Source organism: Paraburkholderia agricolaris (genome assembly GCF_009455635.1).
GTDB lineage: Bacteria > Pseudomonadota > Gammaproteobacteria > Burkholderiales > Burkholderiaceae > Paraburkholderia > Paraburkholderia agricolaris.
The window spans coordinates 2,637,099-2,660,511 of the sequence record NZ_QPER01000002.1 but is presented as its reverse complement, the minus strand read 5'-3'; the positions used below and the strand labels follow the sequence as shown (position 1 = coordinate 2,660,511).

The 23,413-nt window shown below is 64.3% G+C and carries 21 protein-coding genes; 16 read left to right on the top strand and 5 right to left on the bottom strand.

Going from position 1 to position 23,413, the window contains the following annotated elements; genetic code table 11:
- Window positions 1-29 precede the first annotated feature (29 nt).
- Entirely contained in the window at window positions 30-1,445 is a 1,416-nt protein-coding gene (locus GH665_RS33160; protein ID WP_153141328.1) for an amidase, read from the top strand.
- A 370-nt stretch (window positions 1,446-1,815) separates the two neighbouring features.
- Entirely contained in the window at window positions 1,816-2,106 is a 291-nt protein-coding gene (locus GH665_RS33155; protein WP_028193889.1) for a hypothetical protein, read from the top strand.
- A 91-nt stretch (window positions 2,107-2,197) separates the two neighbouring features.
- Here GH665_RS33155 and GH665_RS33150 read toward each other — a convergent pair whose 3' ends face one another.
- From GH665_RS33150 to GH665_RS33135, 4 genes are all read right to left on the bottom strand, one after another.
- Complete coding sequence (locus GH665_RS33150; RefSeq protein WP_153141327.1) at window positions 2,198-3,064, bottom strand: SDR family NAD(P)-dependent oxidoreductase; 867 nt, start codon at window positions 3,062-3,064, stop codon at window positions 2,198-2,200.
- A gap of 11 nt (window positions 3,065-3,075) precedes the next feature.
- Window positions 3,076-4,296: a bifunctional 3,4-dihydroxy-2-butanone-4-phosphate synthase/GTP cyclohydrolase II gene (gene ribBA / locus GH665_RS33145; RefSeq protein ID WP_153141326.1), complete on the bottom strand. Its 1,221-nt coding sequence runs from the start codon at window positions 4,294-4,296 to the stop codon at window positions 3,076-3,078.
- Between the two features lie 77 nt (window positions 4,297-4,373).
- Complete coding sequence (locus GH665_RS33140) at window positions 4,374-5,177, bottom strand: enoyl-CoA hydratase/isomerase family protein (RefSeq protein ID WP_153141325.1); 804 nt, start codon at window positions 5,175-5,177, stop codon at window positions 4,374-4,376.
- 20 nt (window positions 5,178-5,197) lie between these two features.
- Window positions 5,198-6,160, bottom strand: coding sequence for an alpha/beta hydrolase (locus GH665_RS33135; RefSeq protein WP_153141324.1), 963 nt, complete (start codon window positions 6,158-6,160; stop codon window positions 5,198-5,200).
- 284 nt (window positions 6,161-6,444) lie between these two features.
- Between GH665_RS33135 and GH665_RS33130 the strand changes: the two genes are divergently transcribed.
- Window positions 6,445-7,626 (top strand): helix-turn-helix transcriptional regulator, encoded by a 1,182-nt coding sequence (locus GH665_RS33130; protein ID WP_153141323.1) that lies wholly within the window; start codon window positions 6,445-6,447, stop codon window positions 7,624-7,626.
- Window positions 7,627-7,684: 58 nt separating this feature from the next.
- Here the strand turns inward: GH665_RS33130 and GH665_RS33125 are convergent, their stop codons facing one another.
- On the bottom strand, window positions 7,685-8,035 hold the full coding sequence (locus GH665_RS33125) for a VOC family protein (RefSeq protein ID WP_028193884.1): 351 nt from the start codon (window positions 8,033-8,035) through the stop codon (window positions 7,685-7,687).
- A 354-nt stretch (window positions 8,036-8,389) separates the two neighbouring features.
- On the opposite strand from GH665_RS33125, the gene GH665_RS33120 reads away from it, so the two are divergent.
- From GH665_RS33120 to GH665_RS33060, 13 genes are all read left to right on the top strand, one after another.
- Window positions 8,390-9,544, top strand: coding sequence for an LLM class flavin-dependent oxidoreductase (locus tag GH665_RS33120; protein ID WP_153141322.1), 1,155 nt, complete (start codon window positions 8,390-8,392; stop codon window positions 9,542-9,544).
- A gap of 133 nt (window positions 9,545-9,677) precedes the next feature.
- Window positions 9,678-10,871: an acyl-CoA dehydrogenase family protein gene (locus GH665_RS33115; RefSeq protein WP_030098905.1), complete on the top strand. Its 1,194-nt coding sequence runs from the start codon at window positions 9,678-9,680 to the stop codon at window positions 10,869-10,871.
- 11 nt (window positions 10,872-10,882) lie between these two features.
- Window positions 10,883-12,652, top strand: a complete 1,770-nt coding sequence (locus tag GH665_RS33110) for an FAD-dependent oxidoreductase (protein ID WP_153141321.1) — start codon at window positions 10,883-10,885, stop codon at window positions 12,650-12,652.
- Window positions 12,649-13,176, top strand: coding sequence for a flavin reductase family protein (locus tag GH665_RS33105; protein WP_153141320.1), 528 nt, complete (start codon window positions 12,649-12,651; stop codon window positions 13,174-13,176). Before GH665_RS33110 ends, GH665_RS33105 begins: the two co-directional genes overlap by 4 nt.
- A 16-nt stretch (window positions 13,177-13,192) precedes the next feature.
- Window positions 13,193-14,890, top strand: a complete 1,698-nt coding sequence (locus GH665_RS33100) for an FAD-binding protein (RefSeq protein ID WP_153141319.1) — start codon at window positions 13,193-13,195, stop codon at window positions 14,888-14,890.
- A gap of 20 nt (window positions 14,891-14,910) precedes the next feature.
- Window positions 14,911-15,675 carry a glucose 1-dehydrogenase gene (locus tag GH665_RS33095; protein WP_030098901.1) on the top strand — a complete coding sequence of 255 codons (765 nt, stop codon included), beginning with the start codon at window positions 14,911-14,913 and terminating at the stop codon, window positions 15,673-15,675.
- Between the two features lie 11 nt (window positions 15,676-15,686).
- Window positions 15,687-16,835, top strand: a complete 1,149-nt coding sequence (locus tag GH665_RS33090; RefSeq protein ID WP_153141317.1) for a ferredoxin--NADP reductase — start codon at window positions 15,687-15,689, stop codon at window positions 16,833-16,835.
- Window positions 16,836-16,949: 114 nt separating this feature from the next.
- On the top strand, window positions 16,950-18,626 hold the full coding sequence (locus GH665_RS33085) for a FadD3 family acyl-CoA ligase (protein ID WP_153141316.1): 1,677 nt from the start codon (window positions 16,950-16,952) through the stop codon (window positions 18,624-18,626).
- 76 nt (window positions 18,627-18,702) lie between these two features.
- The gene (locus GH665_RS33080; RefSeq protein ID WP_153141315.1) at window positions 18,703-19,599 is read left to right on the top strand and encodes a VOC family protein; all 897 of its coding nucleotides are present in this window, start codon (window positions 18,703-18,705) and stop codon (window positions 19,597-19,599) included.
- A gap of 93 nt (window positions 19,600-19,692) precedes the next feature.
- A complete protein-coding gene (locus tag GH665_RS33075) occupies window positions 19,693-20,577 on the top strand; it encodes a CoA transferase subunit A (protein ID WP_153141314.1) in 885 nt (294 codons plus the stop codon).
- A 10-nt stretch (window positions 20,578-20,587) separates the two neighbouring features.
- Entirely contained in the window at window positions 20,588-21,385 is a 798-nt protein-coding gene (locus tag GH665_RS33070) for a CoA-transferase subunit beta (protein WP_153141313.1), read from the top strand.
- Window positions 21,386-21,393: 8 nt separating this feature from the next.
- Window positions 21,394-22,284, top strand: coding sequence for an enoyl-CoA hydratase (locus tag GH665_RS33065; RefSeq protein WP_153141312.1), 891 nt, complete (start codon window positions 21,394-21,396; stop codon window positions 22,282-22,284).
- Window positions 22,281-23,363, top strand: coding sequence for an NAD(P)H-dependent flavin oxidoreductase (locus GH665_RS33060; RefSeq protein ID WP_153141311.1), 1,083 nt, complete (start codon window positions 22,281-22,283; stop codon window positions 23,361-23,363). The genes GH665_RS33065 and GH665_RS33060 overlap by 4 nt, the downstream gene beginning before the upstream one ends.
- The last annotated feature ends 50 nt before the right edge of the window (window positions 23,364-23,413 follow it).

The window sequence follows — 23,413 nt, the reverse complement described above, 5'->3', positions numbered from 1 at the left end:
GCATCCCCACTTCGGAGCCGATAGCTGCCATGTCCGTCGATTTGAGTCTTATTGAGCGAAGCGCGTGCGAAATTGTCGATCTGCTGCGCGAGGAGGCCGTCAGTCCGCACGATCTGCTCGACACGCTGGCCGCCCAGGCGGCGCGCGTCGAACCGCGGGTCAACGCGTTGCCCACGCTGTGTTTCGAGCGTGCCCATGCCCATGCCGATGCGCTGCTGAACAAGCCGGTCGCCGAGCGCGGTCTGCTATGCGGGCTGCCGGTGCCGATCAAGGATTTGACCGATGTCGCCGGGGTACGCACCACACGCGGTTCGCTCGTCTATCGCGACCGCATTCCGGAGACATCCGACGCTGGCGTGACCTTGCTTGAAGCGCGCGGCGGCGTGGTCTATGCGAAATCGAACACGCCGGAATTCGGCTCGGGCGGTCATACGTACAACGGCGTGTTCGGCGTGACTCGCAATCCGTGGGACCTGTCGCGCTCGGCGGGCGGTTCGTCCGGCGGCGCGGCGGCCGCGTTGGCATCGGGCACCGCATGGGTCGCGCAAGGTTCCGATCTGGCGGGGTCGTTGCGCACGCCTTCGGCGTTTTGCGGCGTGGTGGGCATGCGTCCCACGCCGGGGCGCGTGTCGTACGGGCCGGCTGCCAACCCGTACGAGACCATGAGCGTTCATGGGCCGATGGCGCGTAATGTGACGGATGTCGCACTGTTACTCGATGCGATGTCCGGCGAGCTTGCTTGCGCGCCCTTGTCTCTGGGCGACCCGGCGACCTCGTTTCTGGATCATGCACGCAGTCCGCGGCGGCCGGTGCGAGTCGCGTTCAGCGAAGGGCTGGGTATCGCGGCGGCCGAGCCGGAAATTCTCGCGATCTGCCGCAAAGCGATGGACCGCCTGGCCGCTTGCGGCGTGGGAGTGGATGAAAGCGATATCGATCTGAGCACGGCAACCCAGGCTTTCCATACGCTGCGCGGTATTTCGTACGCGGCGAACTATGAAGAGGTGCTGGCGCAGCATCGTGATGTGCTGAACCCCGACGTGATCTGGAATATCGAGTTCGGCCTGCGGGTGGATAACCCCGCGATGCTCGCCGCACAGCGCACGCGCAGCGCGTTGTTCCACAAGATGAACGCGCTCTTGCAGCGGTACGACGTGTTGATCTGCCCGGCCTCCATCGTGCTGCCGTTCCCGGTGGAAGCGCGCGATGTCCGCGATGCCGCCGGCCGGCACTTCGAGACGTACATCGATTGGCTCGCGATCACCTACGCGTTGACGCTCACCGGCATGCCGGTCATCGCGATTCCGTGCGGGATGAGTGCGAGCGGCTTGCCGGTCGGCATTCAGATCGTCGGCAAGCCGCGCGGCGAGGCGGCGTTGTTGTCCGCTGCGCGTGCGATCGAAGATGCTATCGGGACGTGGTTTGCGGGTAGGCCGCAAACGGCCTGACAAGCACGCCAGCATGCTTAATGTGGGGACGTGACGGCGCTTGCCGTCACGGTTTCCGTTCTCCGCCGCAATAGTTTCCTCGCGATTCCTTCGCCGCTTTCTCCGCGACATCCTGCGCATTTCCTTTTCGCGATCCCACCGTCGGTCCGTCGGCAGACCTGCTGTCAGCCCTCTCCGGCAATCCCCTTAGTCCATCCGGACGATGCCCGCATGCCTCCGATCGCCGTCAATGACGGTATGAACCGGGAGCGGCGCGACGAGGTTTTTTGTCCGTCGTATCGAGGCGCACAGCTGCGCGGCAGGCGTTTGAGCCGCGTATAGGGATGGGGACAAGCAGGATGAGGACGGGTGTGATGCGGGAGGAATGCAGATGAAATCCAGAGTTCAGCGGGATGGACTGGTTGCCGGTTTGCTGGTGGCGATCGGTGTGGTCGGCGTATCCGTGCGGCAGCTCTACGCATGCGCCTGGAGCGACGAGTTTCCCGGCATGGTGTGCACGGCCGGATCGTCGCTGTCGCTGTTTCTGGGCATCACCGGATTGGCCGCGCTGGCTGGAAGAATCTGGGCGCGCCGCTCGGGTGCGGACGAACAGTGTTTCACCTTCCTCGGCGCGGTGGGCGGTGCGGCGCTGGTGTATGCGATGGTGGTGAGCGGTTTCTAGCCGCCCGTACCGTACGCCACGACACGACACGAAGTGGCACGGCACGGCGGGGCATTCAGAACCGCCGTGCCGACCGCACCGGCGTTCTGTATCAGGCCACGATCGCCGGATGCGCCTGCACCGGGCCGCCTAACGCCTCGCGATGCGAGGGCGGCTGGCGACCGTCGAGTTCAGTGATGCCGTACTCGCGCGCAAGCTCGGCGCCGACCAGCACCAGGCCGGATTTCTGTTGACGTTGCGGGTCGCGATACAACGCGTCGATCAGGCGTCCGGTGAATTGCGGGGTCTCGGCGAGTTCGCTGAAACCGGCATATTGCTCGGGATGCGCGGCGATCACGCGCGCGGTGCGCTCGGTTTGCAGCATGCCCATCCAGATGGAAACCGCTGCAACGCCATACGATTTCAGATCGACCGCCATGTCCTTGGCGAATTTGTCGACGCCCACTTTCTGCGCCCCATACGCCGCGCCGTGCATATAGCAGCTCGCGCCGAACGAGGACGTGAACGCGATCAGCCCATCGCCTTGCGCGGCCATCAAACGCGCGGCGTGCCAGCTCGCGACATAGGCGGAGCGCAGACCCACATCGAGAATGTCCACGAGGTCCAGCGGTTTCTCCCAGAACGGCGCCGGGCGAATCAGTTCGTCGTGCAGCGCCGTGGCATTGTTGACGAGGATGTCGAGGCGCCCGCTGTTGTGCCGGATGTAATCGAATACTTCGGCTACCTGCCGGTCATCGGCGTGATCGCAGGTCAGGGCGATGCCCTTGCCGCCGAGCCTGTCGATTTCGATTGCCGTGGCGTGCACCGTGCCGGGCAAGGGCGCATCGCCTTCGCGCTGGGTGCGTCCGGTTACATAGACCGTTGCACCCGTTGCGGCGAGGGCGAGCGCGATACCCTTGCCGGCGCCGCGGGAGGCGCCGGTGACAAGAGCGACATAGGGCTGATTAGGTTGAGTCATCGGGGTAGTCGTCATGAAGAAGCTTCGAGTTCGTACGATGCCGGTTGAGCGCTTGTCTGCAGCACCGCGGTGGATCGAAGAGCCGGGGGTTTCAGTGGCACGTCAGCCCTCGGCGCGCCAGACATGCGGTCGAACGCGTGCGGGTTTTCCAGGTCCGCTTCGCCAAGCGGAATGAACGCCATGATTTCCAGTTCGTGCCCGGACAGCGCCGGCAGCCTGAATGGACTCGACAACACATTCAATCGACGCACACCGAGGTCGCGCAAAATCTGCGAGCCAATCCCGGAGAGTCTGCCGTCCCTGCGCGCCGGCATGCTGTTGTTGCCGGTCATGGCATCGGTTCGCATGTCGCAATCGAGCAGAACCGCCACGCCGCATCCCGCCGCATCGATTTTCTGCAGCGCCGCGTGCAACGGCCATGAATGCGCGGAGGGTTCCGCATCGAGCAGGTCGAGCAGCGAGAAGCATTCGTGCACGCGAGTGAGCACCGGCACATGGGGCATTGGCGTGCCGCGCACCAACGCCAGATGCGTGGATTGACGCACGGTGTCGCGATACTGAATGGCGCGAAACGGTCCCCACGGCGTGTGCAACGGTCTCTCGCCGACACGTTCGACGAGCGACTCGTGCGTACTGCGATAGTGGATCAGATCGGCAATCGTGCCGATTTTCAGGCCATGGTGTTCGGCGAATTCGATCAGTTGCGGCAGACGCGACATGGTACCGTCGTCGTTCATGATTTCGCAGATCACCGCTGCGGGCGTCAGGCCTGCCAATGCTGTGAGATCGCAACCCGCCTCGGTATGTCCGGCACGCACCAGCACGCCGCCCTGACGCGCCGCGATCGGAAATACATGGCCCGGTTGCACCAGATGCTCGGCGCGCACGTCCGGCTGAATCGCCGTGCGGATCGTGTGCGCGCGGTCGGCAGCGGAGATGCCGGTGGTGACGCCGTGCGCCGCCTCGATGCTGACCGTGAACGCGGTGCCGTACTGCGTGCCGTTCTGTTCCGCCATCGGCGGAAGCTTCAGGCGCGCGCAGTGCTCGGCGCTCAGAGTCAGGCAGACAAGGCCGCGGCCAAAGCGCGCCATGAAGTTGATCGCTTCGGGCGTGACGTGGTCGGCTGCGATCAGCAGATCGCCTTCATTCTCGCGATCTTCCTCGTCGACCAGAATGATCATGCGGCCGGCTCTCAGCTCGGCGACGATTTCGTCGGTAGTGGCCAGTTTCATGGGTTTATCCCTGTGCTACTGCTGTTGCTGCTGTTGTTATTGCGGTTGCCGCGTTTAAAAAAGCGAAGAAAAAACGCTTAACGTGCGCTTGAGCCGAATACAGGTATGCGCTTCTCGAAGAATGCGTCGACACCTTCACGGAAATCCTCGCCTGCCGCGCAGTGCAGAAAGCTGCGCTGCTCCGCGTACAGATGCTCGGCGAAGCTGCGCTCGGGTGCGTGCAGGATCAGATTCTTGGTTTGCGCGAATGCATCCGGCGAGAGCGCACCCATCCGCTTTAACAGCGAGCACGTTTGCGCGGCGAGTTCGTCGTCAGGTACGACCCAGTTGACGATACCGGCCCGCAGAGCTTCATCGGCGCTATGCCGTTCGTCGAGATACATCCATTGCGCGGCCTGCTTGGTGCCGAGCGCGCGCGGTAACGTATAGGTTGCACCGCCGTCGGGGGAGGTGCCGATGCGGCTATATGCCGACGTGAACGTCGCGCTCTTCGCGGCGATAGCCAGATCGCAGGCGGCGACGAGGCTCAGGCCGAAGCCCGCCACCGCACCGTTGATGCTGGCGATCACCGGCTTGCGTGAACCCGTGACGGTTTCGACCACGGTTTGCGCGAGCCGCACGAGTGTGCCGATCGAGCGGTCTCGTACCACGGGCTTCGCATCGAGCGCGGTGCGCATGGTCTGCAAGTCGCCGCCCGCCATGAAGGCGTTACCGGCGCCGGTCAGCACGATCGCGCGGATCTCGTCGTGGTGAGCGAGGCGTGCGAGCTTGGCGTTCAGCTCGTTGGCCATCGCTTCGTTGAGGGCGTTCAGCGCGTCGGGGCGGTCGAACGTGAGCGTCGCGATACCGTCTTCGGCCGCGAGGCGGATTAATGCAGTCATGTCTTTTCTGGTGAACGGAGTCAGGTGTTCTGGACGTGCAGCGCATGGCGCAAGGCGCGCGCTGCGATCGTGAGTGCCGGGTCGGCCGCGTCGAGCGCACCGAGCAGACTGGCGAAGCCGTGCATCTGTCCCGGCCAGCGCAGATGGGTTGTAAGCACACCCGCTTGCGCGAGACGCGCTGCATAGTGCTCGACCTCGTCGCGCAATGGGTCGTACTCGGCGCTAATGATGGTGGCGCTGGCTGTACCCGCGAGATCGGCAACGGCGAGCGGACTGGCGAGGGGATCGGCGCGATCGGCGTCCGGTGCGAAATATTCGCTTTTGAACCAGCGCATCATGTCCGCCGTCAGCAGATACCCGTCGCCCATCGATTCGTATGAAGGATGCTCGGTGGCGCAATCCACCACGGGATAGAACAGTACCTGATGCGCGATATTCACCGCGCTATAACGCAACTGTTGCGCGACTACTGCCGCCAGATTGCCGCCGGCGCTGTCGCCCGCTACGGCAAGCGCGCCGGGCCGCACGCGCAAATCACCTGAATTGGACGCCGCCCAGCGCACGGCGTCGCACGCGTCGAGCGCGGCGGCCGGAAAGCGTGCTTCGGGCGCGAGCCGGTAATCGACCGATAGCACGACCGTTCGCGCGCGTTGCGCGAGGCAACGGCAAATGTTTGCGTGGGTATCGAGCCCGCAAGAAATGAAGCCACCGCCGTGAAAGAAGACGGTAAGCGGCAGCAGGGTATTGCTGTTGCCATGCTCATCGGCACTTTCCAGCGCAGGCCGGTAGAGGCGCGCGGCAATCGGGCCGCTGGCGGTCGGAATCGTCAGATCTTCTTCTGCCGCGACGGAGTCGCCCGGTGCAAGACCGCCGCCCGCGGCGAGCATCGCACGGTATGCGGGCACGGTGAGTTGCGCGAAATCGAGTGGGGGCATGCCGGCGAAAGCGGCGAGCACGGCCTGCGCCTGAGGATCGAGCGCCATCGGGTCTCCTGAGAATGTGATGAAAGCGGCTATACCGGGTATAGGCGATACGGCCGTGCCGGACCCGAATCGCGCTGCAAATCAGGGCATTCGGCGCGCACGCCGCAACACTGAATGCATTGAAGCGCGGCGGCTTCAAGGGAGCATCGTCCGATTGGACGAGAGTTCGTTCGCACGCTCAGCGAAACTTTCGTCAGCTAAGTACTTCCCCCGATGCCAGCAAGCAGATCGGCCCTTAAGCTTGGCGTCGCGATGCAAAGTCGCATGGAGGACGGAGAGTGTTGATGGAGACAAAATGGGCCCCTGAAGAGGGCCAGGCCATGAGTGAACTGGCCGAGGTGAGCGTCGCGCAGTTCAGCGAGCTGACCGCGCGCATTTATCAAGGGGCGCTGGAAAGCACGCCGTGGGCCGGCGCGCTCGAATTGATCCGCACCTCGCTGGGCGCGAGCTATGCCACCCTGATTCTGCGTTCGCCCTCGAGCGACCGGCGCGGCCTGATGGTGCACGCATCCGAAATGGGCTCGGGTGTGCCGGGTGAAGCGTCATACAACAACTACTACTATTCGCTCGATCCGTTCGTCGGTTTGCCGGCGGATCGCGTGGTCACTGTCGACGAAGTATTCGGCGACACGGGCTGGCTCACCAGCGAACTCTACAAACAGTTTCTGAAGCCGGCCGATATTCGCTACATCATGGGCGCCGATCTGCGTACGGAGTCCGGCGTGGAATGCCGGTTTCGCGTGTGCCGCAGCCACGCTTCGAAGCATTTTTCCGCGCGCGACAAGGCGTTTTGCGCGTTGTTGCTGCCGCATTTGCGACGTGCGGTCGAATTGCATTCGCGGCTCGATATCGTGGAGTCGGAGCGTACGCTGTATGCGAGCGCGATCGACCGGATGCTGGTGGGCACCGTGACACTCGACGAGAGCGGTGCGATCATGCGCACCAATAGCGTGGCCGACGAGATTCTTGTTCAGGGCAACGGCTTGCGTATCGTGCATGGCAACGTCGAAGCGACCGATGCGCAGGAGAACCGGAATCTGCAACGTCTCGTGCGTCATGCGCTGATGGGGCACTTCGGCACCGCCGCGCCGATTGTCGAAGCCATGCCGATCACGCGTGGTTGCGACAAGCCGAAACTCGGCGTGCTGGTGCGCACGATTCCGCTCTCGGACTGGTCCGAGGACAACAAACGCCGCCCGGCAACGGTGCTGTTTCTGCGCGATCCCGATCGCAAATCGCAGGGCTCGCAGGAGATCGTACGCAAGCTGTTCGACCTCACGCCCGCGGAGACCTCGCTTGCCTTGCTGCTGACCAACGGGTTGACGCTGGAAGAAGCCGCCGACGAATTGGGTATCAGCAAGAACACCGCGCGGGCCCATCTGCGGGCCATCTTCTCGAAGACGGGCGTCACGCGCCAGGCCACGCTCGTACGCATTCTGCTGGGCAGTGTGGTGCCGCTTGGCTGAAGCCGGTTGAGACAACGTGTGCCGCGCCTTTGTCAGGCGTGGCACACGCTCCACGGCTTTAAACCGCGCGCTTCTGCGACAACACCAGTAACGCGCCGTTCTTATCCTCCAGCACCGCACGCCATTCGTGCGGCCCTTGCTGCACCGGCACGCGCACTGACGCACCCGCCGCGACCACCCGCGCCATCGCTGCGTACAGGTCGTCGGTTTCGTCCACGCGAAACACCAGCGCCGCGCGTTCGACGATCCGTTCCTCGCCTGCCACCAGCGCGACGCTCAGCGCGCCACCGTCGAGCGCGCAATAGCGCTCGCCGTCACGAAACTTCACCGTCAAACCTAGCCCGTCGACAAAGAGCGGCAGCGCCGCATCGATCGTCTCGACCGGGTACAGCATCATCGAAGCCTTCATTGCATTGCACTCCCATCAGTTGAGCAGCGTTGTCTAGCGGCCTGATCGTAGCGTCACGGATGCACGCTGTACGAGGTCCAATCGGACTAGCCCGGCTATGAAAAAAGCATCGCGAAACTTGCGGCTGGGAATATGGAAAAAACGCGGCAAAAAAACCGCAAAACACACGGCAAACACGCCTTCGATCAAAGCTTCTACGGCAAAGCACGCACCGTTAATCCAAATAGACGATGCCGCGCCGCACGCGCGAACTGAAACTTCATTCCGTGGACCGTCACGATCATCGTAGGAATCGGTGGGTCGGGAGCGGACCGCCCGTTTCAGCACAGTCCAAAATTCATGGAGACGCACGCAATGAAGTTTTCTCTGATTTACGAAGCCCAGACCACGGACGCTTCGCGGGAAGGCGATCACCGGGTATTCAAGGAGACCGTCGAGCAGGCGTTGCTCGCCGAACAGATGGGTTTCGATACTGTCTGGTGCGTCGAACACACCTCGCTGACGAACTACGCGCATATGAGCGCACCGGAAACCTTTCTCGCTTATCTGGCCGGCCGCACGACCCGTATCGGCCTCGGCCACGGCGTGATCTGCCTGCCGCCCGCGATGAATCATCCGATCAAGGTGGCCGAACGCGTGGCCATGCTCGACATTCTGTCGGGCGGCCGCGTGCATTTCGGTGTCGGCAAAGGCGGCAGCCAGCAGGAAGCGGGCGCGTTCGGCTACGACCTCGCCGAGCTGCAACCGATGATCGACGAATCGATGTACCTGGTGCCGAAGATGTTCGTGCAGGACGAGATCGAGCATGACGGTAAATACATCAAGATTCCTAAACGGCCGATTCATCCGAAACCGTTTCAGGACCCGCATCCGCCCATGTACATGGCATGCACCAACAACGACGGCCTGCTGCGCGCCGGCCAGCGTGGTCTCGGTGCGCTGGTGCTCGGTTTCGGCGGCCCCGATGAAGTCGCGAAGAAAAACGCGCTGTATCGCGAAGCCTGGGCGACCCGCAAGGCCGAGGACCAGGTTGGTTTCCGTCCGACGCAGCATCTGGCCGCACTGTGCCCGACCGTGGTGCTGAGCGACGGCCAGCAGGCTCGCAAGATCGGCATTCGCGGTCAGCGCTATTTCATGGAGTCACTGGCGTACTGGTACACCGGCGGCGAGCGTCCGAACCCGGATAGCTGGGGCGACGACCTCGTGAAGGGCAATACCGGCGAGATGGTGATCCGTTCGCGTTTCGCGTCGGAAGAGGTGGTGGTCGATTTCAGCGATCCGGCACTGTCGATGATGAACCCGAATCACGCTTACGGCACCGTCGACGATTGCATCGGCTATGTGGGCCGTCTGATGGAAGCAGGTGTGGATGAAGTGCTGTTCCTCTGCCAGATGGGCACGGTGTCTCAGGAAGCGCAACTCGAAACGATCCGCAATATCGGCGAACACGTGATTCCGTACTTCAACCGGCTGAAGAGCGAGAAACAGCAGGCACAGGTTGCTGCCTGACGTTGCCGTGTAACAACGGGCGAGACGGGCGTCGCTAGTCTCTTCAGACGATGCGACGCCGCGGCTGGCGCTCGAAGATGAACCCAACAAAACAGGCGCGATATCCATCTTGCGCGCCATCATGGAGACAGCCGTGCATCGCGACAACGATTCGAACGCCCTTGCAACCGAACTGATCGCCCGCGCCGAAGCGCTCGCACCGGTGCTTGCCGGGCGCGCCGCGCAGGCCGAGGCGAATGGCCGGATTCCCGCCGAAACGCTGGCCGATTTTCAGGCCGCGGGTTTTTTCAAGGTGCTTCAGCCGAAGCGTTATGGCGGCTACGAACTCGATCCGCAGACCTTCTTCGAGATTCAGATGGCGGTGGCGCGCGGTTGCATGTCGACTGCGTGGGTGTACGGCGTGATCGGCGTGCACAACTGGCAACTGGCGCTGTTCGACGAACGGGCGCAGCAGGACGTGTGGGGTAAGGATCCCGCCACGCTGATCGCATCGACCTATATGCCGGTGGGACGTGTGACGCCGGTTGAGGGCGGCTTCCGGCTGTCCGGGCACTGGAAGTTTTCGAGCGGCAGCGAACTGTGCGAGTGGGTCTTTCTCGGCGCGCTGGTGCCGCCGGCGAAAGAGGGCGAGCCGCCGGAATACCGCACTTTCCTGCTGCCGAAAAGCGATTACACGATCGAACAGGATTGGGACGTGCTGGGCTTGCGCGCAACCGGCAGCCACGACATCGTGGTGAACGATGCGTTCGTGCCGGACTATCGCACCCACAAGGCGATCGACGGCATGATGGGCACGAGCCCCGGTCTTGCAGTGAACGACGCACCGCTGTTCCAGTTGCCGTTTGCGCAGATTTTCGTGCGGGCCGTGTGCACTGCGTGCATCGGCGCATTGCAAGGCGCGCTGGACGACTTCACGTCTTACGCGGCGACACGCGTGAGCGCCAACAGCGGCGCGAAAACCACCGACGATACCGGCGCGCAAACCGCCTGCGCCAATGCAGCCGTCGCTATTGACGAAATGAAAGTGCTGCTGATGCGCAACTTCGCCGAGCTGCTCGCGGCGGTCAATGGCGGCGCGGCGGTATCGATCGAACGGCGCGTGCATTTCCGCTATCAATCCGCGCAGGTGGCCGAACGCTGCGCGCAAGCTGCCAACGCGCTGCTGCGCTACGCGGGCGGTAACGGCATTTATAACCGCAATCCGTTGGTGCGGCGCTTTCTCGATCTGCATGCGGCACGCGCGCACTACGCGAACAACCTCGATCGTTTCGGCCAGAATCTCGGCGCGGTGATGCTCGGGCGTCCGAACACGGATTTCTTCATCTGATGGATGGCGCCATGAGCCAACAGCAAACGCAGAACTACGTGTTCGACGTGGTGGTGGTCGGCTCCGGCGCCGGCGGCATGCTGGCCGCCTGCCGCGCCGCCGACCGTGGCCTGTCCGTTGTGGTGCTCGAAAAGAGCGACGTGTACGGCGGGACTTCGGCGGTGTCGGGCGGCGGTATCTGGATTCCGTGTAACCACCATATCGCCGGGATGGGTGTCACGGATACGCGCGAGGCTGCACGAACCTACCTCGATGCCTGCACGCAGGGCGCGACCGCGAGCGACCGGATCGACGCCTATCTCGACACGGCGCCCGAGATGCTGCGCTACCTCGAAGCGCACACGCCGGTGCGTTACGAGTCGTTGCCGAAGTACGCGGACTACTTCCAGGGCCTGCCTGGATCGATGCCGGGCTACCGCGCGCTCGATCCCTTGCCGGTGGACGGTGCGTCGCTTGGCGAAGAATTCGTGCGTTTGCGGCTGCCTTCACCCGGGACGCTGATCGGCGGACGCGTGGCGGTGACGTCGAAAGAGGCGCACATCCTGCTGTCGAAAGCGCCGGGTTACATCGGCTTGGCGCTGAAGCAGTTCGGCCGCTACTGGTTCGATCTGCGCGCGCGCAGCCGCTCGCGGCGCGACCGGCGCCTGACGCTTGGCAACGCGCTGGCAGGTGGCCTGCGCCGCGCCTTGCTCGATCGCGACATTCCGTTGTGGCTCAACGCGCCGATGACCGAATTGCTCGAAGCGGATGGCCGCGTAACGGGCCTTGTGGTGGAGCGCGAAGCGCAGACCGTGCGTGTGCTTGCAAGGCGCGGCGTGATTCTCGCGGCCGGCGGCTTCGAGCGCAACCAGGCGATGCGCGAGCGCTATCTGCCACATCCCACGCAGGCACAGTGGAGCGCGACGCCGCCGAACAACACAGGTGACGCGATTGCAGTCGGTCTGAAACTGGGTGCGCAGACTGCGTTGATGGAACACGTGTGGGGCGCGCCGACGATCCACGTGGATCATGAGGAAAAGCAGCGCGCGCTGTTCGTCGAGCGCAATCTGCCGGGTTGCGTGGTGGTCAACGGACTCGGCAAGCGTTTCGTCAACGAAGCCGCGCCGTATTCGGAGTTCGTGCCGGCGATGTATCGCGACCACGCGCAAACCGGTGCGTGCGTGCCCGCGTGGATGGTGTTCGACGCGCAATTTCGCCGGAAATATCCGTGCGGACCGATCATGCCCGGCGCGATGATGCCGGATAACCGTATCCCGGCGGCATTCCGTTCGCTGCTCCACAAGGCCGATTCGGTCGATGCGCTGGCTGCAAAGATTGGCGTCGATGCGCAAGGCTTGCGCGACACCGTGGCGAAGATGAATCGCTATGCCGCGACCGGTATCGACGAAGAATTCGCCAAGGGCGGTAACGCCTTCGACACCTACTATGGCGACCCGGGCGTCAAGCCGAATCCGTGCCTCGCGCCGATTGAAACCGGACCGTTCTACGCCGTGCGTATCGACGCGGGCGACATCGGCACCAAGGGTGGCCTCCTCACCGATGCCCGCGCTCGTGTGCTGCACGCCGACGGCACGCCGATTGCCGGGCTCTATGCAATCGGCAATACAAGTGCGTCGATGATGGGCGCGAGCTACCCCGGCGCGGGCTCCACGCTCGGACCTGCCATGACCTTCGGCTACATCGCCGCGAATCATCTCGCCGACGGCGGCGATGATCGCGACAGCGGCCCCTCAGAACCGGCACGCACTGCCAGCAAAGAACTTCGCGGAGTCACGCCATGACCGAACTCACTTCTGCACACCCGTTGCGCGCCGACATGCTGCTGGCGATGCGCCGCCTTGCGCGCTCGGTCGCTGTGATCAGTTGCAGCGATGGCGAACGGCGCTATTCGATGTCGGCCACCGCGGTCGATTCGCTATCGACCGAACCGCCATCGCTGCTGATCTGCATTAACCGCACGTCGTCGATTTTTCCGCCACTCGACAAGGGCGCGGCGTTTTGCGTCAACGTGCTCTCGGCGCAGCATCAGCACATTGCGATCGATTGCAGCGGACGCCTCAAAGGCGAGGAGCGCTTCACGACCGGCAACTGGCAAAACTCCCAGCAGGGCGTGCCCTATCTGCACGACGCGCAGGCGAGCCTGATCTGCACACAGGACGGCCGCTTCGATTACGGCACGCATGCAATTTTCATCGGGCGGGTCGAGCAGGTGCTGATCAGCGGCGAGGTCGATCCGCTGGTGTATGTGGACGGCGTCTATACCACTGCTGCTGCGCCCGCGCCCGCGCGCTGTGCAGCGGCCTGATCGGATCCGCCGCGTGATGCAAAGCCCTTCGTTTGCCCAGCCGGAATCGGCCACGCCGGTCGAAGCACCACTGGTTGTCGACGATCCCGCCTGTGTGCGTTGGGACGATGTCTGCGACGTGCTGGTGGCGGGCTTCGGTGCGGCGGGCGCCTGCGCGGCGCTGGAAGCGGCGGCGGCCGGCGCGAAAGTGCGGATCGTCGAGCGTTTCGAGGGTGGCGGCGCGAGCGCGAAAAGCGGTGGCGTGGTCTACGCGGGCGGTGGCACACGCTATCAATCCGAAGCGGGCTACAGCGACACACCCGAAGCGATGTTCGCGTACTTGCGGCAGGAAGTGGGCGACGCGGTATCCGCGGCGACGCTCAGGCGTTTTTGCGCGGGCAGCGTCGATATGCTGCGCTGGCTCGAGCGCTTCGGTGTGCGCTTTGCCGCGTCGGTGCCGCCGCGCAAGACCTCGTACCCGCAGAACCGCTACTACCTGTACTACTCGGGCAACGAAGCCGTGGGTGACGCCGTGCGCGAACATCCGCCGGCACCGCGTGGGCACCGGGTAGTCGGCGATGGCATGTCGGGGCGCGTGCTGTACGACACGCTGCGGCGCGCTGTGCAAGCGCAGCCTTTCGTCGACACGATGTGCCATGCCAGCGTGCGCAGGCTGGTTACCGACCGCGGCGGGCGGGTGATCGGCGCGCAGGTCTGGCAGGTGGCGCCAGGCCGTGCGCAGCGCGCTCATCGGCGGCTCGCGCGCTGGGCCGAGCGTCTGCATAACGGCATGCCCGCGTGGGCCGACCGCTTGCGCGCCGCGCTGCATCGCGTCGAGCAGCGCGCGGGCCGGCTCATCACGATCAAGGCCGATGCCGTGGTGCTGAGCACCGGTGGCTTCATCTTCAACCGGTCGATGGTGGCGCACTACGCGCCGCGTTATTTACCGAACTGGCGTCTGGGCACCACAGGCTGTGACGGTTCGGGCATCCGGCTCGGTTTGTCCGCCGGTGGCGTGGCCGAGCGGCTCGAACGGGTGTCCGCATGGCGCTTCATTAACCCGCCCTATGCGTGGGCACAAGGCTGCGTCGTGGATCGACGCGGCGAGCGTTTTTGCAACGAGGAAGTCTATGGCGCGGCGCTCGGTCACGCCATGTGCGAAACGCGCGACGGGCACGCGTGGCTGATTCTCGATGCGCGGCTCGTCAAGCAGGCGCTCAAGGAATGCTTGCGCGGCAAGCTGTGGGCGTTCCAGAGCGTGCCCGCGATGCTGTTGATGCTGGCAGGCCGCAAGCGCGCGTGGTCGCTGGCCGGTCTGGCCGCACGCATCGGTTGCGATCCGGTGGTGCTCGGGCGAACCGTCGATACCTACAACCTGGGCGCGCTTAACGGCATCGACCGTGCATTCGGCAAATCCGCCGCGATGTTGCAGCCGCTTATGTATGGACCTTACTACGCGATCGATATTTCATCGGACAGCCGCGTTTTCCCGTGCCCGTCGATCACGCTGGGCGGCCTGCGAGTCGACGAGACGAGCAACGCGGTGCTGTCGGCGCAAGGCACGCCGATCGAAGGTTTGTTCGCCGCCGGCCGGGCCGCGTGCGGCCTGGCTTCGAATCACTACGTGAGCGGCCTTTCGCTCGCGGACTGTATCTGGTCCGGCCGCCAGGCGGGCCGGGCCGCAGCGGGCGTGGTTCACGCGAACGCCGCCCATTTCCTGACTGAAACTGACTGACACTGAAAGAGAGAATGAAGATGGGAGACAGACTCAAAGGCAAGATCGCCGTCGTGACGGGCGCTGCGAGCGGCGTCGGCAAACAGGACGCGTTGCTGTTCGCCCGTGAAGGCGCGCGTGTCGTGCTCACCGACGTCAACGAGGAAGCCGGCCGCGAAGTGGCTGCGCAGATCGGCGACGCCGCACTGTTCGTGCGCCACGACATCTCGTCGGAAACCGGCTGGAACGATGTGTTCGGCGCGGCGCAAACGACCTTCGGCACGCCGGATGTGCTGGTCAACAACGCCGCGGTGCTGTTGCTCGGCAGCATTGAAGACACCACGCTCGAACAATGGCAGCGCGTGCTGCGCATCAATGCCGAAGGCTATTTTCTCGGTTGCCGCGCGGCAGTCAAGGCGATGAAGGAGAAGGGCGGTTCGATCGTCAACATGTCGTCGGTGGCGGCGTTGGGCGGACTCGGTATGTTCTGTGCCTATTCGGCCAGCAAGGGCGCGGTGACGGCGATGACGCGTGCGATCGCCGCGCACTGCAAGCAGCAGGGCTACAAGGTACGCTGCAACACGATTCACCCGGACGGCATTCTCACGCCGATGACCGCGCCGTTCTTCGGTGCAGCCGAAGAAACTCGCGATGCGCTCACGCAATCGGTCGATCCGCACGGTCGTATGTGTCTGCCGGAAGACATCGCGAATCTGGTGCTGTTCCTTGCGTCCGATGAATCTCGCTTTATCAACGGCAGCGAGTATCGGATCGACAATGCGCAGATGATCATGGGCATTGCCTGAGTTCGCACGTCATGGCCGATTCGCGTTTTCACCGGCTCAAAGTGGCGGACGTGATCGCGGAGAGCGCCGACGCGCGCTCTTTCGTGTTCGATCTGCCACAGGCGCTGCACGATGCCTTCAGCTATCGCCCGGGGCAATTTCTCACGCTCAAAGTGCCGTGCGCGGATGCCGTCGTGCAGCGCTGCTATTCGCTCTCGAGTGCACCGGGCATCGACCGCGCGCCGAAGATTACCGTCAAGCGGGTGCGCGATGGACGCGTGTCGAACTGGATGTGCGACAGCATTCAGCCCGGCGACGAGCTCGACGTGATGGCGCCCGCGGGCGTGTTCACGCCGCGTTCGCTCGACGGCGACCTGCTGCTGTTCGCGGGCGGCAGCGGCATCACGCCGGTGCTGTCGATCGTCAAGTCCGCGCTGGTGAACGGGCGCGGCATGCTGACCCTGATCTACGCGAATCGGGACGCGCAGTCGGTGATTTTCAGCGAGGAACTGCGGCAACTCGGGCAGCGGCACGCGGGAAGGTTGCGGGTGATTCACTGGCTCGACAGCGTGCAGGGCATTCCGCAGCAGCGTCATCTGGAAGAACTGGCGCGGCCGTGGAGCACGCAGGAATGCTTTATCTGTGGGCCGGCGCTGTTCATGGAGAGCGCACTGGCAGCCATGCTTGCGCTGGGCTTGCCACGAGCGAAGGTACATGTGGAGCGGTTTGCTTCGCTGCCGGATCTGCCGCGTGAGCCTGGGGTGTCCGACGGGTCCGGAATGTCCGGAGTATTTGGAACGACCGGCTTGCCCGAGGCACGTACCGCATCCGCTGCGCCCCAACCGCACGACCTGCCCTTAGCCTCTGATTCAGCCCAACCGGCTTCCAGGCCGGCTTGTATCGCCAACGCCGCAATTGAGACCGTGCTCGACGGCAACACCTTCACTTTCACCTGCGAAGCCGGTGAAACCCTGCTCGACGCCATGCTGCGCGCCGACGTGCCGGCGCCGAATTCGTGCCGCAGTGGCTTATGTGGCGCCTGCATGTGCCGGGTCGAGACCGGCAGCGTGAACCTGAACGCCAACCACGTGCTCGATGCGGCCGATCTGACCGACGGCTGGACGCTCGCCTGTAGTGCGATACCTGCCAGCGCGACGCTGCGCGTGGTTTTCCCCGACTAGGTTCGCGGTTCGCACGTGCGGCTCTCGTGTGTTGCGCCCGCCGCGAACCGCATCCATCGAATTCATCCTGACATTCTCCCCCTACCTGAAGGCCGAGGTTTCTCGGAGACACTGATGACGCTCAACCACATCCTGACGACGCCCGCGCTGATCGCGCGCGGCGCCGCGCGCTACGGCACGCGCACCGCGATCGAAACCGTTCAGGGCAACCTGAGCTATGCGCAACTGGACGCCGCGCGAATCGAAGCGGCGCGCGCGTTGATGAGCTGCGGCATCCAGCCGGGCGAGCGTGTCGCGATCTGGGCGCCGAACATCGCCGAATGGATCGTGGCGGCGCTTGCGATTCATAGCGCGGGCGCCGCGCTGGTGCCGATCAATACCCGCATGAAAGGTCTGGAAGCCGCGGCGATTCTCGAGGACAGCGGCGCGCGGCTGCTGTTCTGCTGTGGCACCTTCCTCGGCGATTCGTATCCGGCCATGCTGGCCCCGCACCGTCCCGCGGCGCTTGAACGGATCGTGGTGTTCGACGGCCCGGTAGCGGAAGCGGGCGGCGCCGGCGACGAGACTTGGGAGGCATTCCTGCTGCGCGCGGCCGGCACCGCGATGCACCTGTTCCGTACCCGCGAGGCGGACGTGCGTCCCGACACGCTGATGGACATCATGTTCACGTCCGGCACGACGGGGCGTCCCAAGGGCGTGATGACCACGCACGGCCAGAACTTGCGAGCGGTTCACGATTGGGCGCAGATCGCGACGCTGCGCGAAAGCGACCGCTATCTGATCGTCAATCCGTTCTTTCATGCATTTGGCTACAAGGCCGGCTGGCTCGCGGCGTTCGCGAGCGGCGCGACTGTGCTGCCGCATCTGGTGTTCAACCCGGAGCGCGTGCTCGAACGCATTGTCCGGGATCGCGTGTCCGTATTGCCGGGGCCGCCGACGCTGTATCACGCATTGCTCGACATGCCGGACCTGGCCACACGCGATCTGTCGTCATTGCGGGTCGCGGTGACTGGCGCGGCCGCGATCGCGCCGAGTCTGATCGAAAGGATGCGTGCGCAACTGGGCTTCGAAACCGTGCTGACGGGCTATGGCCTCACGGAGTCATGCGGGTTTGCCGCGCTGTGCCGCGGCGGCGACGACGCGCAGACCATCGCCAACACATCGGGACGCGCGATGCCCGGCGTGGAGATCCGTATCGCCGACAGTAGCGGCGCGGCGCTTGCCTGCGGCGCAACAGGGGAAGTTCTGATTCGCGGCTACAACGTGATGCAAGGCTACTTTGGCCAGCAGGACACCACCTTCGACACGATCGACAGCGAAGGCTGGCTGCACACCGGCGACCTCGGCACGCTCGACGCGCGCGGCTACCTGCGCATCACGGACCGGATCAAGGACATGTTCATCGTTGGCGGCTTCAACTGCTATCCGGCCGAGATCGAACGGCTGTTCAGCGCGCATCCTGCGGTGGCGCAGGTCGCGCTGGTCGGCATCCCCGACGAGCGGCTCGGCGAGGTAGGGCATGCCTATGTGGTGCTGCGCTCAGGTGAGCACGCGAGCCCGGAAGAACTGACCGACTGGGCCCGCAAAAACATGGCGAACTACAAGGTGCCGCGGCATGTCACGCTGGTCGAGCAGTTGCCTGTCAGCGCGGCTGGCAAGGTGCTCAAATACCGCTTGCGCGAGGCCGTCCGAAGTGACGTTGGAAGTGAGGTCGGAAGTGCGGTCCGAAGCGACGCTGGAAGCGGCCTCGAAAACCACCGAAAAACCGCGCAAAACACCGCTGCAAGCTAGTCCCAACAGACGATGTTGGCCACCCTCCGGAGCGCCAGAATAAGCCTGACAACAACAGCTTCTGGAGGAGTCGGAGATGATCGATGTACGGGCTTTAGGCTACGTCGTCGTGCAGTCGGCGGATGTCGACACATGGCGCGGCTACGCGGAAAACGTGCTGGGCATGCAGGCGCAGGACGCAACGGATGGCGCGCTGTACGTGAAGATGGACGAGCGCGATTTCCGCTACCTGATCGTACCCGGCGAAGCCGATCGCTACTTCGCGTCGGGTTGGGAGCTGGCCGATGCGGCCGCGTTCGACGACGCCATTCGCAGCCTGGAGCTGGCCGGCGTGGAGCCGATCCGCGCCAGCGCGCAGGAAGCCGCGCTGCGCCGCGTGCAGGCAATGGTGTGGTGCACCGATCCGTCCGGCAACCGGCATGAGTTTTTCTGGGGCGTGCGCGCCGATTTCCGCCGCTTCGTTTCGCCGCTCGGCGTGCCCGGTTTTGTCACCGGCGCGATGGGCCTCGGCCATGCCGTGCTGCCCGCTCCGCAATTCGACGCGACCGACACATTCCTGCGCGACGTACTCGGTTTCGAACTGTCCGACATCTTCCGCGTGCGCTTTACCGACGACCCCGCCGAACCCGAAAAGCGCATCCACTTCCTGCATTGCAGGAACGCGCGGCATCACAGCCTCGCGATCATGGATCTCGCCGTGCCGTCCGGCTGCATCCATGTGATGGCTGAAGTGGACTCGATGGACGAGGTCGGCCGCGCGCTCGACCGCGTCGCCGCACATAGCGTGAAGCTCTCTGCCACGCTCGGTCGTCATTGCAACGACCACATGGTCTCGTTCTACATGAAAACCCCAGGTGGCTTCGATCTGGAATATGGCTACGGCGGCCTGACGGTCGACTGGACGCAGCACAACGTCTACGAGGCGACCCGCGTGAGCCTGTGGGGCCACGATTTCAGCGTTGGATTCCGTTAGGCCGTAATGAGCGATCAGGGTGACCTGGTCGACCTCGTAGCAAACCCGCGGCGACCCCGTGGAAAACACGCAGCAAACCCGCAGGAATAACGCATGAAACCACTCGACAAAGCACTCAGCGCACGCGACGCCGTCGCGCAACTCGCCGACGGCATGACGATCGGCATCGGCGGCTGGGGCCCGCGCCGCAAGCCGATGGCCCTCGTGCGCGAGATTGTCCGCTCGAATCTGAAGGACCTCACCGTGGTTGCGTATGGCGGCCCCGACGTCGGGCTGCTGTGCGCGGCAGGCAAAGTCCGCAAGCTGGTGTTCGGTTTCGTCTCGCTGGATGTGATTCCGCTCGAACCGCATTTTCGCCGGGCGCGGGAACAGGGCGCGCTCGACGTCTGGGAACTCGACGAAGGCCTGCTGCAACTTGGCCTGCGCGCAGCGGCGGCACGGCTGCCATTTTTGCCGACCCGCGTTGGCCTCGGCACCGACCTGTTGAAACATGCGCCGCATCTGCGCACCGTGCAATCACCTTATGGCGATGAAACGCTGCTGGCGATGCCGGCGCTCGAACTCGATGCGGCCTTGCTGCATGTCAATGCCGCGGACAGGATGGGTAACACGCGCATCGACGGTCCCGATCCGTTCTTCGACGCATGGTTCGCCCGCGCGGCGAAGAAGTGCTTCGTCAGCAGCGAAACACTGGTCGATTCGCTCGCGAGCGAGGACCTCGATCTCGCGCGCCGCAACACCTTCGAACGATCGCTCGTGAGCGGCGTGGTGCACGCACCGTGCGGCGCGCATCCCACCTCGTGTGCGCCGGCTTACGGCTGGGATCTACCGCACCTGAAGGCGTATTGCGCGAGCGCGGAAGATCCGCAGCAAACCGCGGCCTACCTGAGCGACGTAGTAGGCGCCGACGAACCGGGCTATCTGCAACGTGCAGGTGGCCGGTCCCATGTGGCGGCGTTGCCGTTGCCGATTCTGTAATGGAGCGCAAATGAGCGACTCTCTCGATTATTCCCTCGCCGAACTGATGATCGCCGCGGCGGCGCGAGTCTGGCGCGATGACGGTGAGGTGCTGGCAACCGGCATCGGTACGGGGCCGCGTCTGGCCGCCGGTCTTGCTCGCCTCGCCTACAACGCGGGTCTGATGCTTACCGATGGTGAAGCCTGCCTCGTGGAAAGCCCTGTGCCGCTAGGACCGCGAGAAGCGGGCTACCGCGTGCAGGCGTCCGGTCTGATGACCTATGAGCGCGTGTTCGATTGTGTGTGGCATGGCCGGCGTCACGCGCTGGTGATGCCTACGCAGATCGACCGCTTCGGCCAGGCCAACATTTCCTGGCTTGGCGACGACTATGCACGCCCGAAAACGCAATTGCTCGGGGCACGTGGCTTTCCCGGCAACAGCATCAATCACGCGAACTCGTTTTTTGTCTCTGGCCATGGCAAGCGCACGTTCGTGGCCGGTGAAGTCGACATGGTGTGCAGCGTGGGCTACAACCCGGCGCGCGAAATTCCCGGCATGCGTGCGTTCACCGACCTGCGCAGCGTGATTACCGATCTGTGCGTGATGGATTTCGGCGGTGCGAACCATGCGGTGCAGGTGCGCTCGCTGCATCCTGGCGTGAGTTTCGACGAAGTGCAGGACGCCACCGGTTTCGAATTGCGCGCGCATCCCGAGATGCAGGTGACGCCGCCGCCTGGCGCCGACGACCTGCGCATCGTGCGCGCGCTCGATCCGCACAACCTGCGTGCGGGCGTCGTGCGCAACAACCCCGCGCCGCGTCGCGTGTGAGGGACATCATGCAAGTCACCCACGAAAACGTTGTCGACTATCGCGTGAACGACGGCATTGCCACGCTCACAATGAATCGTCCCGAGTACCACAACGCGCAGAACTCGAAGATGACGTATGCGCTCGACGCGGCGTTCAAGCGTGCGTCGAACGACGATGCGGTGAAGGTCATCGTACTCGCCGGTGCAGGCAGGCATTTTTCGGCGGGCCACGATATCGGCACGCCGGGCCGCGACATCGATCAGTCGTTCGAGCGTGCCTCGCTCTGGTACGACCATGTCGGCAAGGAGGGCGGCGAGTTTCTATACGCCCGCGAACAGGAGGTCTATCTCGGCATGTGCCGCCGCTGGCGCGATCTGCCCAAACCGACCATCGCGATGGTGCAGGGGGCATGCGTAGCGGGCGGCCTGATGCTGGCCTGGGTGTGCGACCTGATCGTCGCATCGGAGGACGCATTCTTTTCCGATCCGGTGGTGCGCATGGGCATTCCAGGCGTCGAGTACTTCGCGCATGCATATGAACTGAATCCGCGCATTGCCAAGGAGTTTCTGTTTCTCGGCGAGCGGATGGACGCGGCGCGTGCCTATCAGATGGGTATGGTCAATCGCGTCGTGCCGCGCGAGCGTCTGCAGGACGTCACGACCGAAATCGCTGCGAAGATCGCGCGCATGCCGCGTCTCGGCCTGACGCTGACCAAGCAGGCCGTGAATCACGTCGAAGAGTTGCAGGGCAAGCGCGCGGCGATGGATGCGGCGTTCGCCTGGCATCACTTCGCGCATGCGCACAACGAACTGGTGAGCGGCGACAAACTGGGTGGCTATGACGCGCGCAAGATGGCCGAGTCGCAGCGGCCTGGCGGCGCGCAGGAGAACGGCAAGGCCGACGGGGAGGCCGCATGAGCGCGACGCTGCATACGCCCCTGTGCGACTTGCTTGGCTGTCGATATCCGATCGTGCAGACGGCGATGGGTTGGGTAGCCGATGCGAGACTCGTCGCCGCAACCTGTAATGCGGGCGGCTTCGGTTTTCTCGCCGGCGCAACGCTGGAAGCCGAACGTGTGGAAGCGGAAATCCTGCGTGTGAAGGAGCTGACGGACAAGCCGTTCGGCATCAACTTTCATATGTTCCAGCCGAACGCGGCGCAGGTAGTCGATCTGGCGATCAAACACCGGCTGCGGGCGGTGAGTTACGGCCGCGGGCCGGACGCAAAGACGATCCGCCGCTTCAAGGATGCGGGCGTGATGTGCATTCCCACCGTAGGTGCCCCGAAACACGCGGCCAAAGCGGTCGAGCTGGGCGCCGATGCAGTCACCGTGCAAGGCGCGGAGGGCGGTGGCCATACCGGCTCGATGCCGACGACTTTGCTGTTGCCGCGCGTACTCGATGCAGTGAAGGTGCCGGTGATCGCGGCAGGCGGGTTCTGCGACGGGCGTGGTCTCGCGGCGGCGCTTGGCTACGGCGCGGCGGGCATCGCGATGGGCACGCGCTTTCTGATGGCCGAAGAGTCACCGGTGCCGCGCTCGACGCTCGCGCGCTACGTGGAGGTCGACGATCCTTCGCAAATCCGCGTGTCCGCGGCGCTGGACGGCTTGCCGCAGCGCATGATCGACAACCCGTATCTGCTGCGTCTCGAAGCATTCGGCCCGCTGCGCCGCACGCTTTTCGCATTGCGCACGGCTGAAGCATGGCGCCGCCAGAGCGGCATGAGTTTGAGCCAGATGGCCGCGCTCGGTTTCAAGGCGCTGCGCGATCACAGCTACACCGCGAGTCAGACCTTGATGGCGGCGAACGCGCCGTTTCTGATTCAACGCGCGATTGTCGAAGGTAAGCCGGACGAGGGTGTGCTGCCGAGCGGCCAGGTCGCGGCGGTGATCGGCGCGATCGAACCGTGCGAGACCTTGATTGCACGCATTGTCGAAGAAGCCGTGGCGCGGCTCGACGCACTCGCGGCGATGCGCAGCGAACCGGTTCACGCATGACCTCGTGCATTCCCCAACGCAGCGCATGACCCGCTAAAGCAAATCAGCAT

What these genes read in the sequence shown, in the direction of transcription:
- GH665_RS33125 (WP_028193884.1), bottom strand. Translation starts at nt 8,035, where the DNA reads ATGAAGGCTTCGATGATGCTGTACCCGGTCGAGACGATCGATGCGGCG.
- GH665_RS33130 (WP_153141323.1), top strand. Translation starts at nt 6,445, where the DNA reads ATGGAGACAAAATGGGCCCCTGAAGAGGGCCAGGCCATGAGTGAACTG.
- GH665_RS33065 (WP_153141312.1), top strand. Translation starts at nt 21,394, where the DNA reads ATGCAAGTCACCCACGAAAACGTTGTCGACTATCGCGTGAACGACGGC.
- GH665_RS33095 (WP_030098901.1), top strand. Translation starts at nt 14,911, where the DNA reads ATGGGAGACAGACTCAAAGGCAAGATCGCCGTCGTGACGGGCGCTGCG.
- GH665_RS33090 (WP_153141317.1), top strand. Translation starts at nt 15,687, where the DNA reads ATGGCCGATTCGCGTTTTCACCGGCTCAAAGTGGCGGACGTGATCGCG.
- GH665_RS33100 (WP_153141319.1), top strand. Translation starts at nt 13,193, where the DNA reads ATGCAAAGCCCTTCGTTTGCCCAGCCGGAATCGGCCACGCCGGTCGAA.
- GH665_RS33160 (WP_153141328.1), top strand. Translation starts at nt 30, where the DNA reads ATGTCCGTCGATTTGAGTCTTATTGAGCGAAGCGCGTGCGAAATTGTC.
- GH665_RS33080 (WP_153141315.1), top strand. Translation starts at nt 18,703, where the DNA reads ATGATCGATGTACGGGCTTTAGGCTACGTCGTCGTGCAGTCGGCGGAT.
- GH665_RS33135 (WP_153141324.1), bottom strand. Translation starts at nt 6,160, where the DNA reads ATGGCGCTCGATCCTCAGGCGCAGGCCGTGCTCGCCGCTTTCGCCGGC.
- GH665_RS33155 (WP_028193889.1), top strand. Translation starts at nt 1,816, where the DNA reads ATGAAATCCAGAGTTCAGCGGGATGGACTGGTTGCCGGTTTGCTGGTG.
- GH665_RS33140 (WP_153141325.1), bottom strand. Translation starts at nt 5,177, where the DNA reads ATGACTGCATTAATCCGCCTCGCGGCCGAAGACGGTATCGCGACGCTC.
- ribBA (WP_153141326.1), bottom strand. Translation starts at nt 4,296, where the DNA reads ATGAAACTGGCCACTACCGACGAAATCGTCGCCGAGCTGAGAGCCGGC.
- GH665_RS33070 (WP_153141313.1), top strand. Translation starts at nt 20,588, where the DNA reads ATGAGCGACTCTCTCGATTATTCCCTCGCCGAACTGATGATCGCCGCG.
- GH665_RS33075 (WP_153141314.1), top strand. Translation starts at nt 19,693, where the DNA reads ATGAAACCACTCGACAAAGCACTCAGCGCACGCGACGCCGTCGCGCAA.
- GH665_RS33060 (WP_153141311.1), top strand. Translation starts at nt 22,281, where the DNA reads ATGAGCGCGACGCTGCATACGCCCCTGTGCGACTTGCTTGGCTGTCGA.
- GH665_RS33105 (WP_153141320.1), top strand. Translation starts at nt 12,649, where the DNA reads ATGACCGAACTCACTTCTGCACACCCGTTGCGCGCCGACATGCTGCTG.
- GH665_RS33110 (WP_153141321.1), top strand. Translation starts at nt 10,883, where the DNA reads ATGAGCCAACAGCAAACGCAGAACTACGTGTTCGACGTGGTGGTGGTC.
- GH665_RS33085 (WP_153141316.1), top strand. Translation starts at nt 16,950, where the DNA reads ATGACGCTCAACCACATCCTGACGACGCCCGCGCTGATCGCGCGCGGC.
- GH665_RS33150 (WP_153141327.1), bottom strand. Translation starts at nt 3,064, where the DNA reads ATGACTCAACCTAATCAGCCCTATGTCGCTCTTGTCACCGGCGCCTCC.
- GH665_RS33120 (WP_153141322.1), top strand. Translation starts at nt 8,390, where the DNA reads ATGAAGTTTTCTCTGATTTACGAAGCCCAGACCACGGACGCTTCGCGG.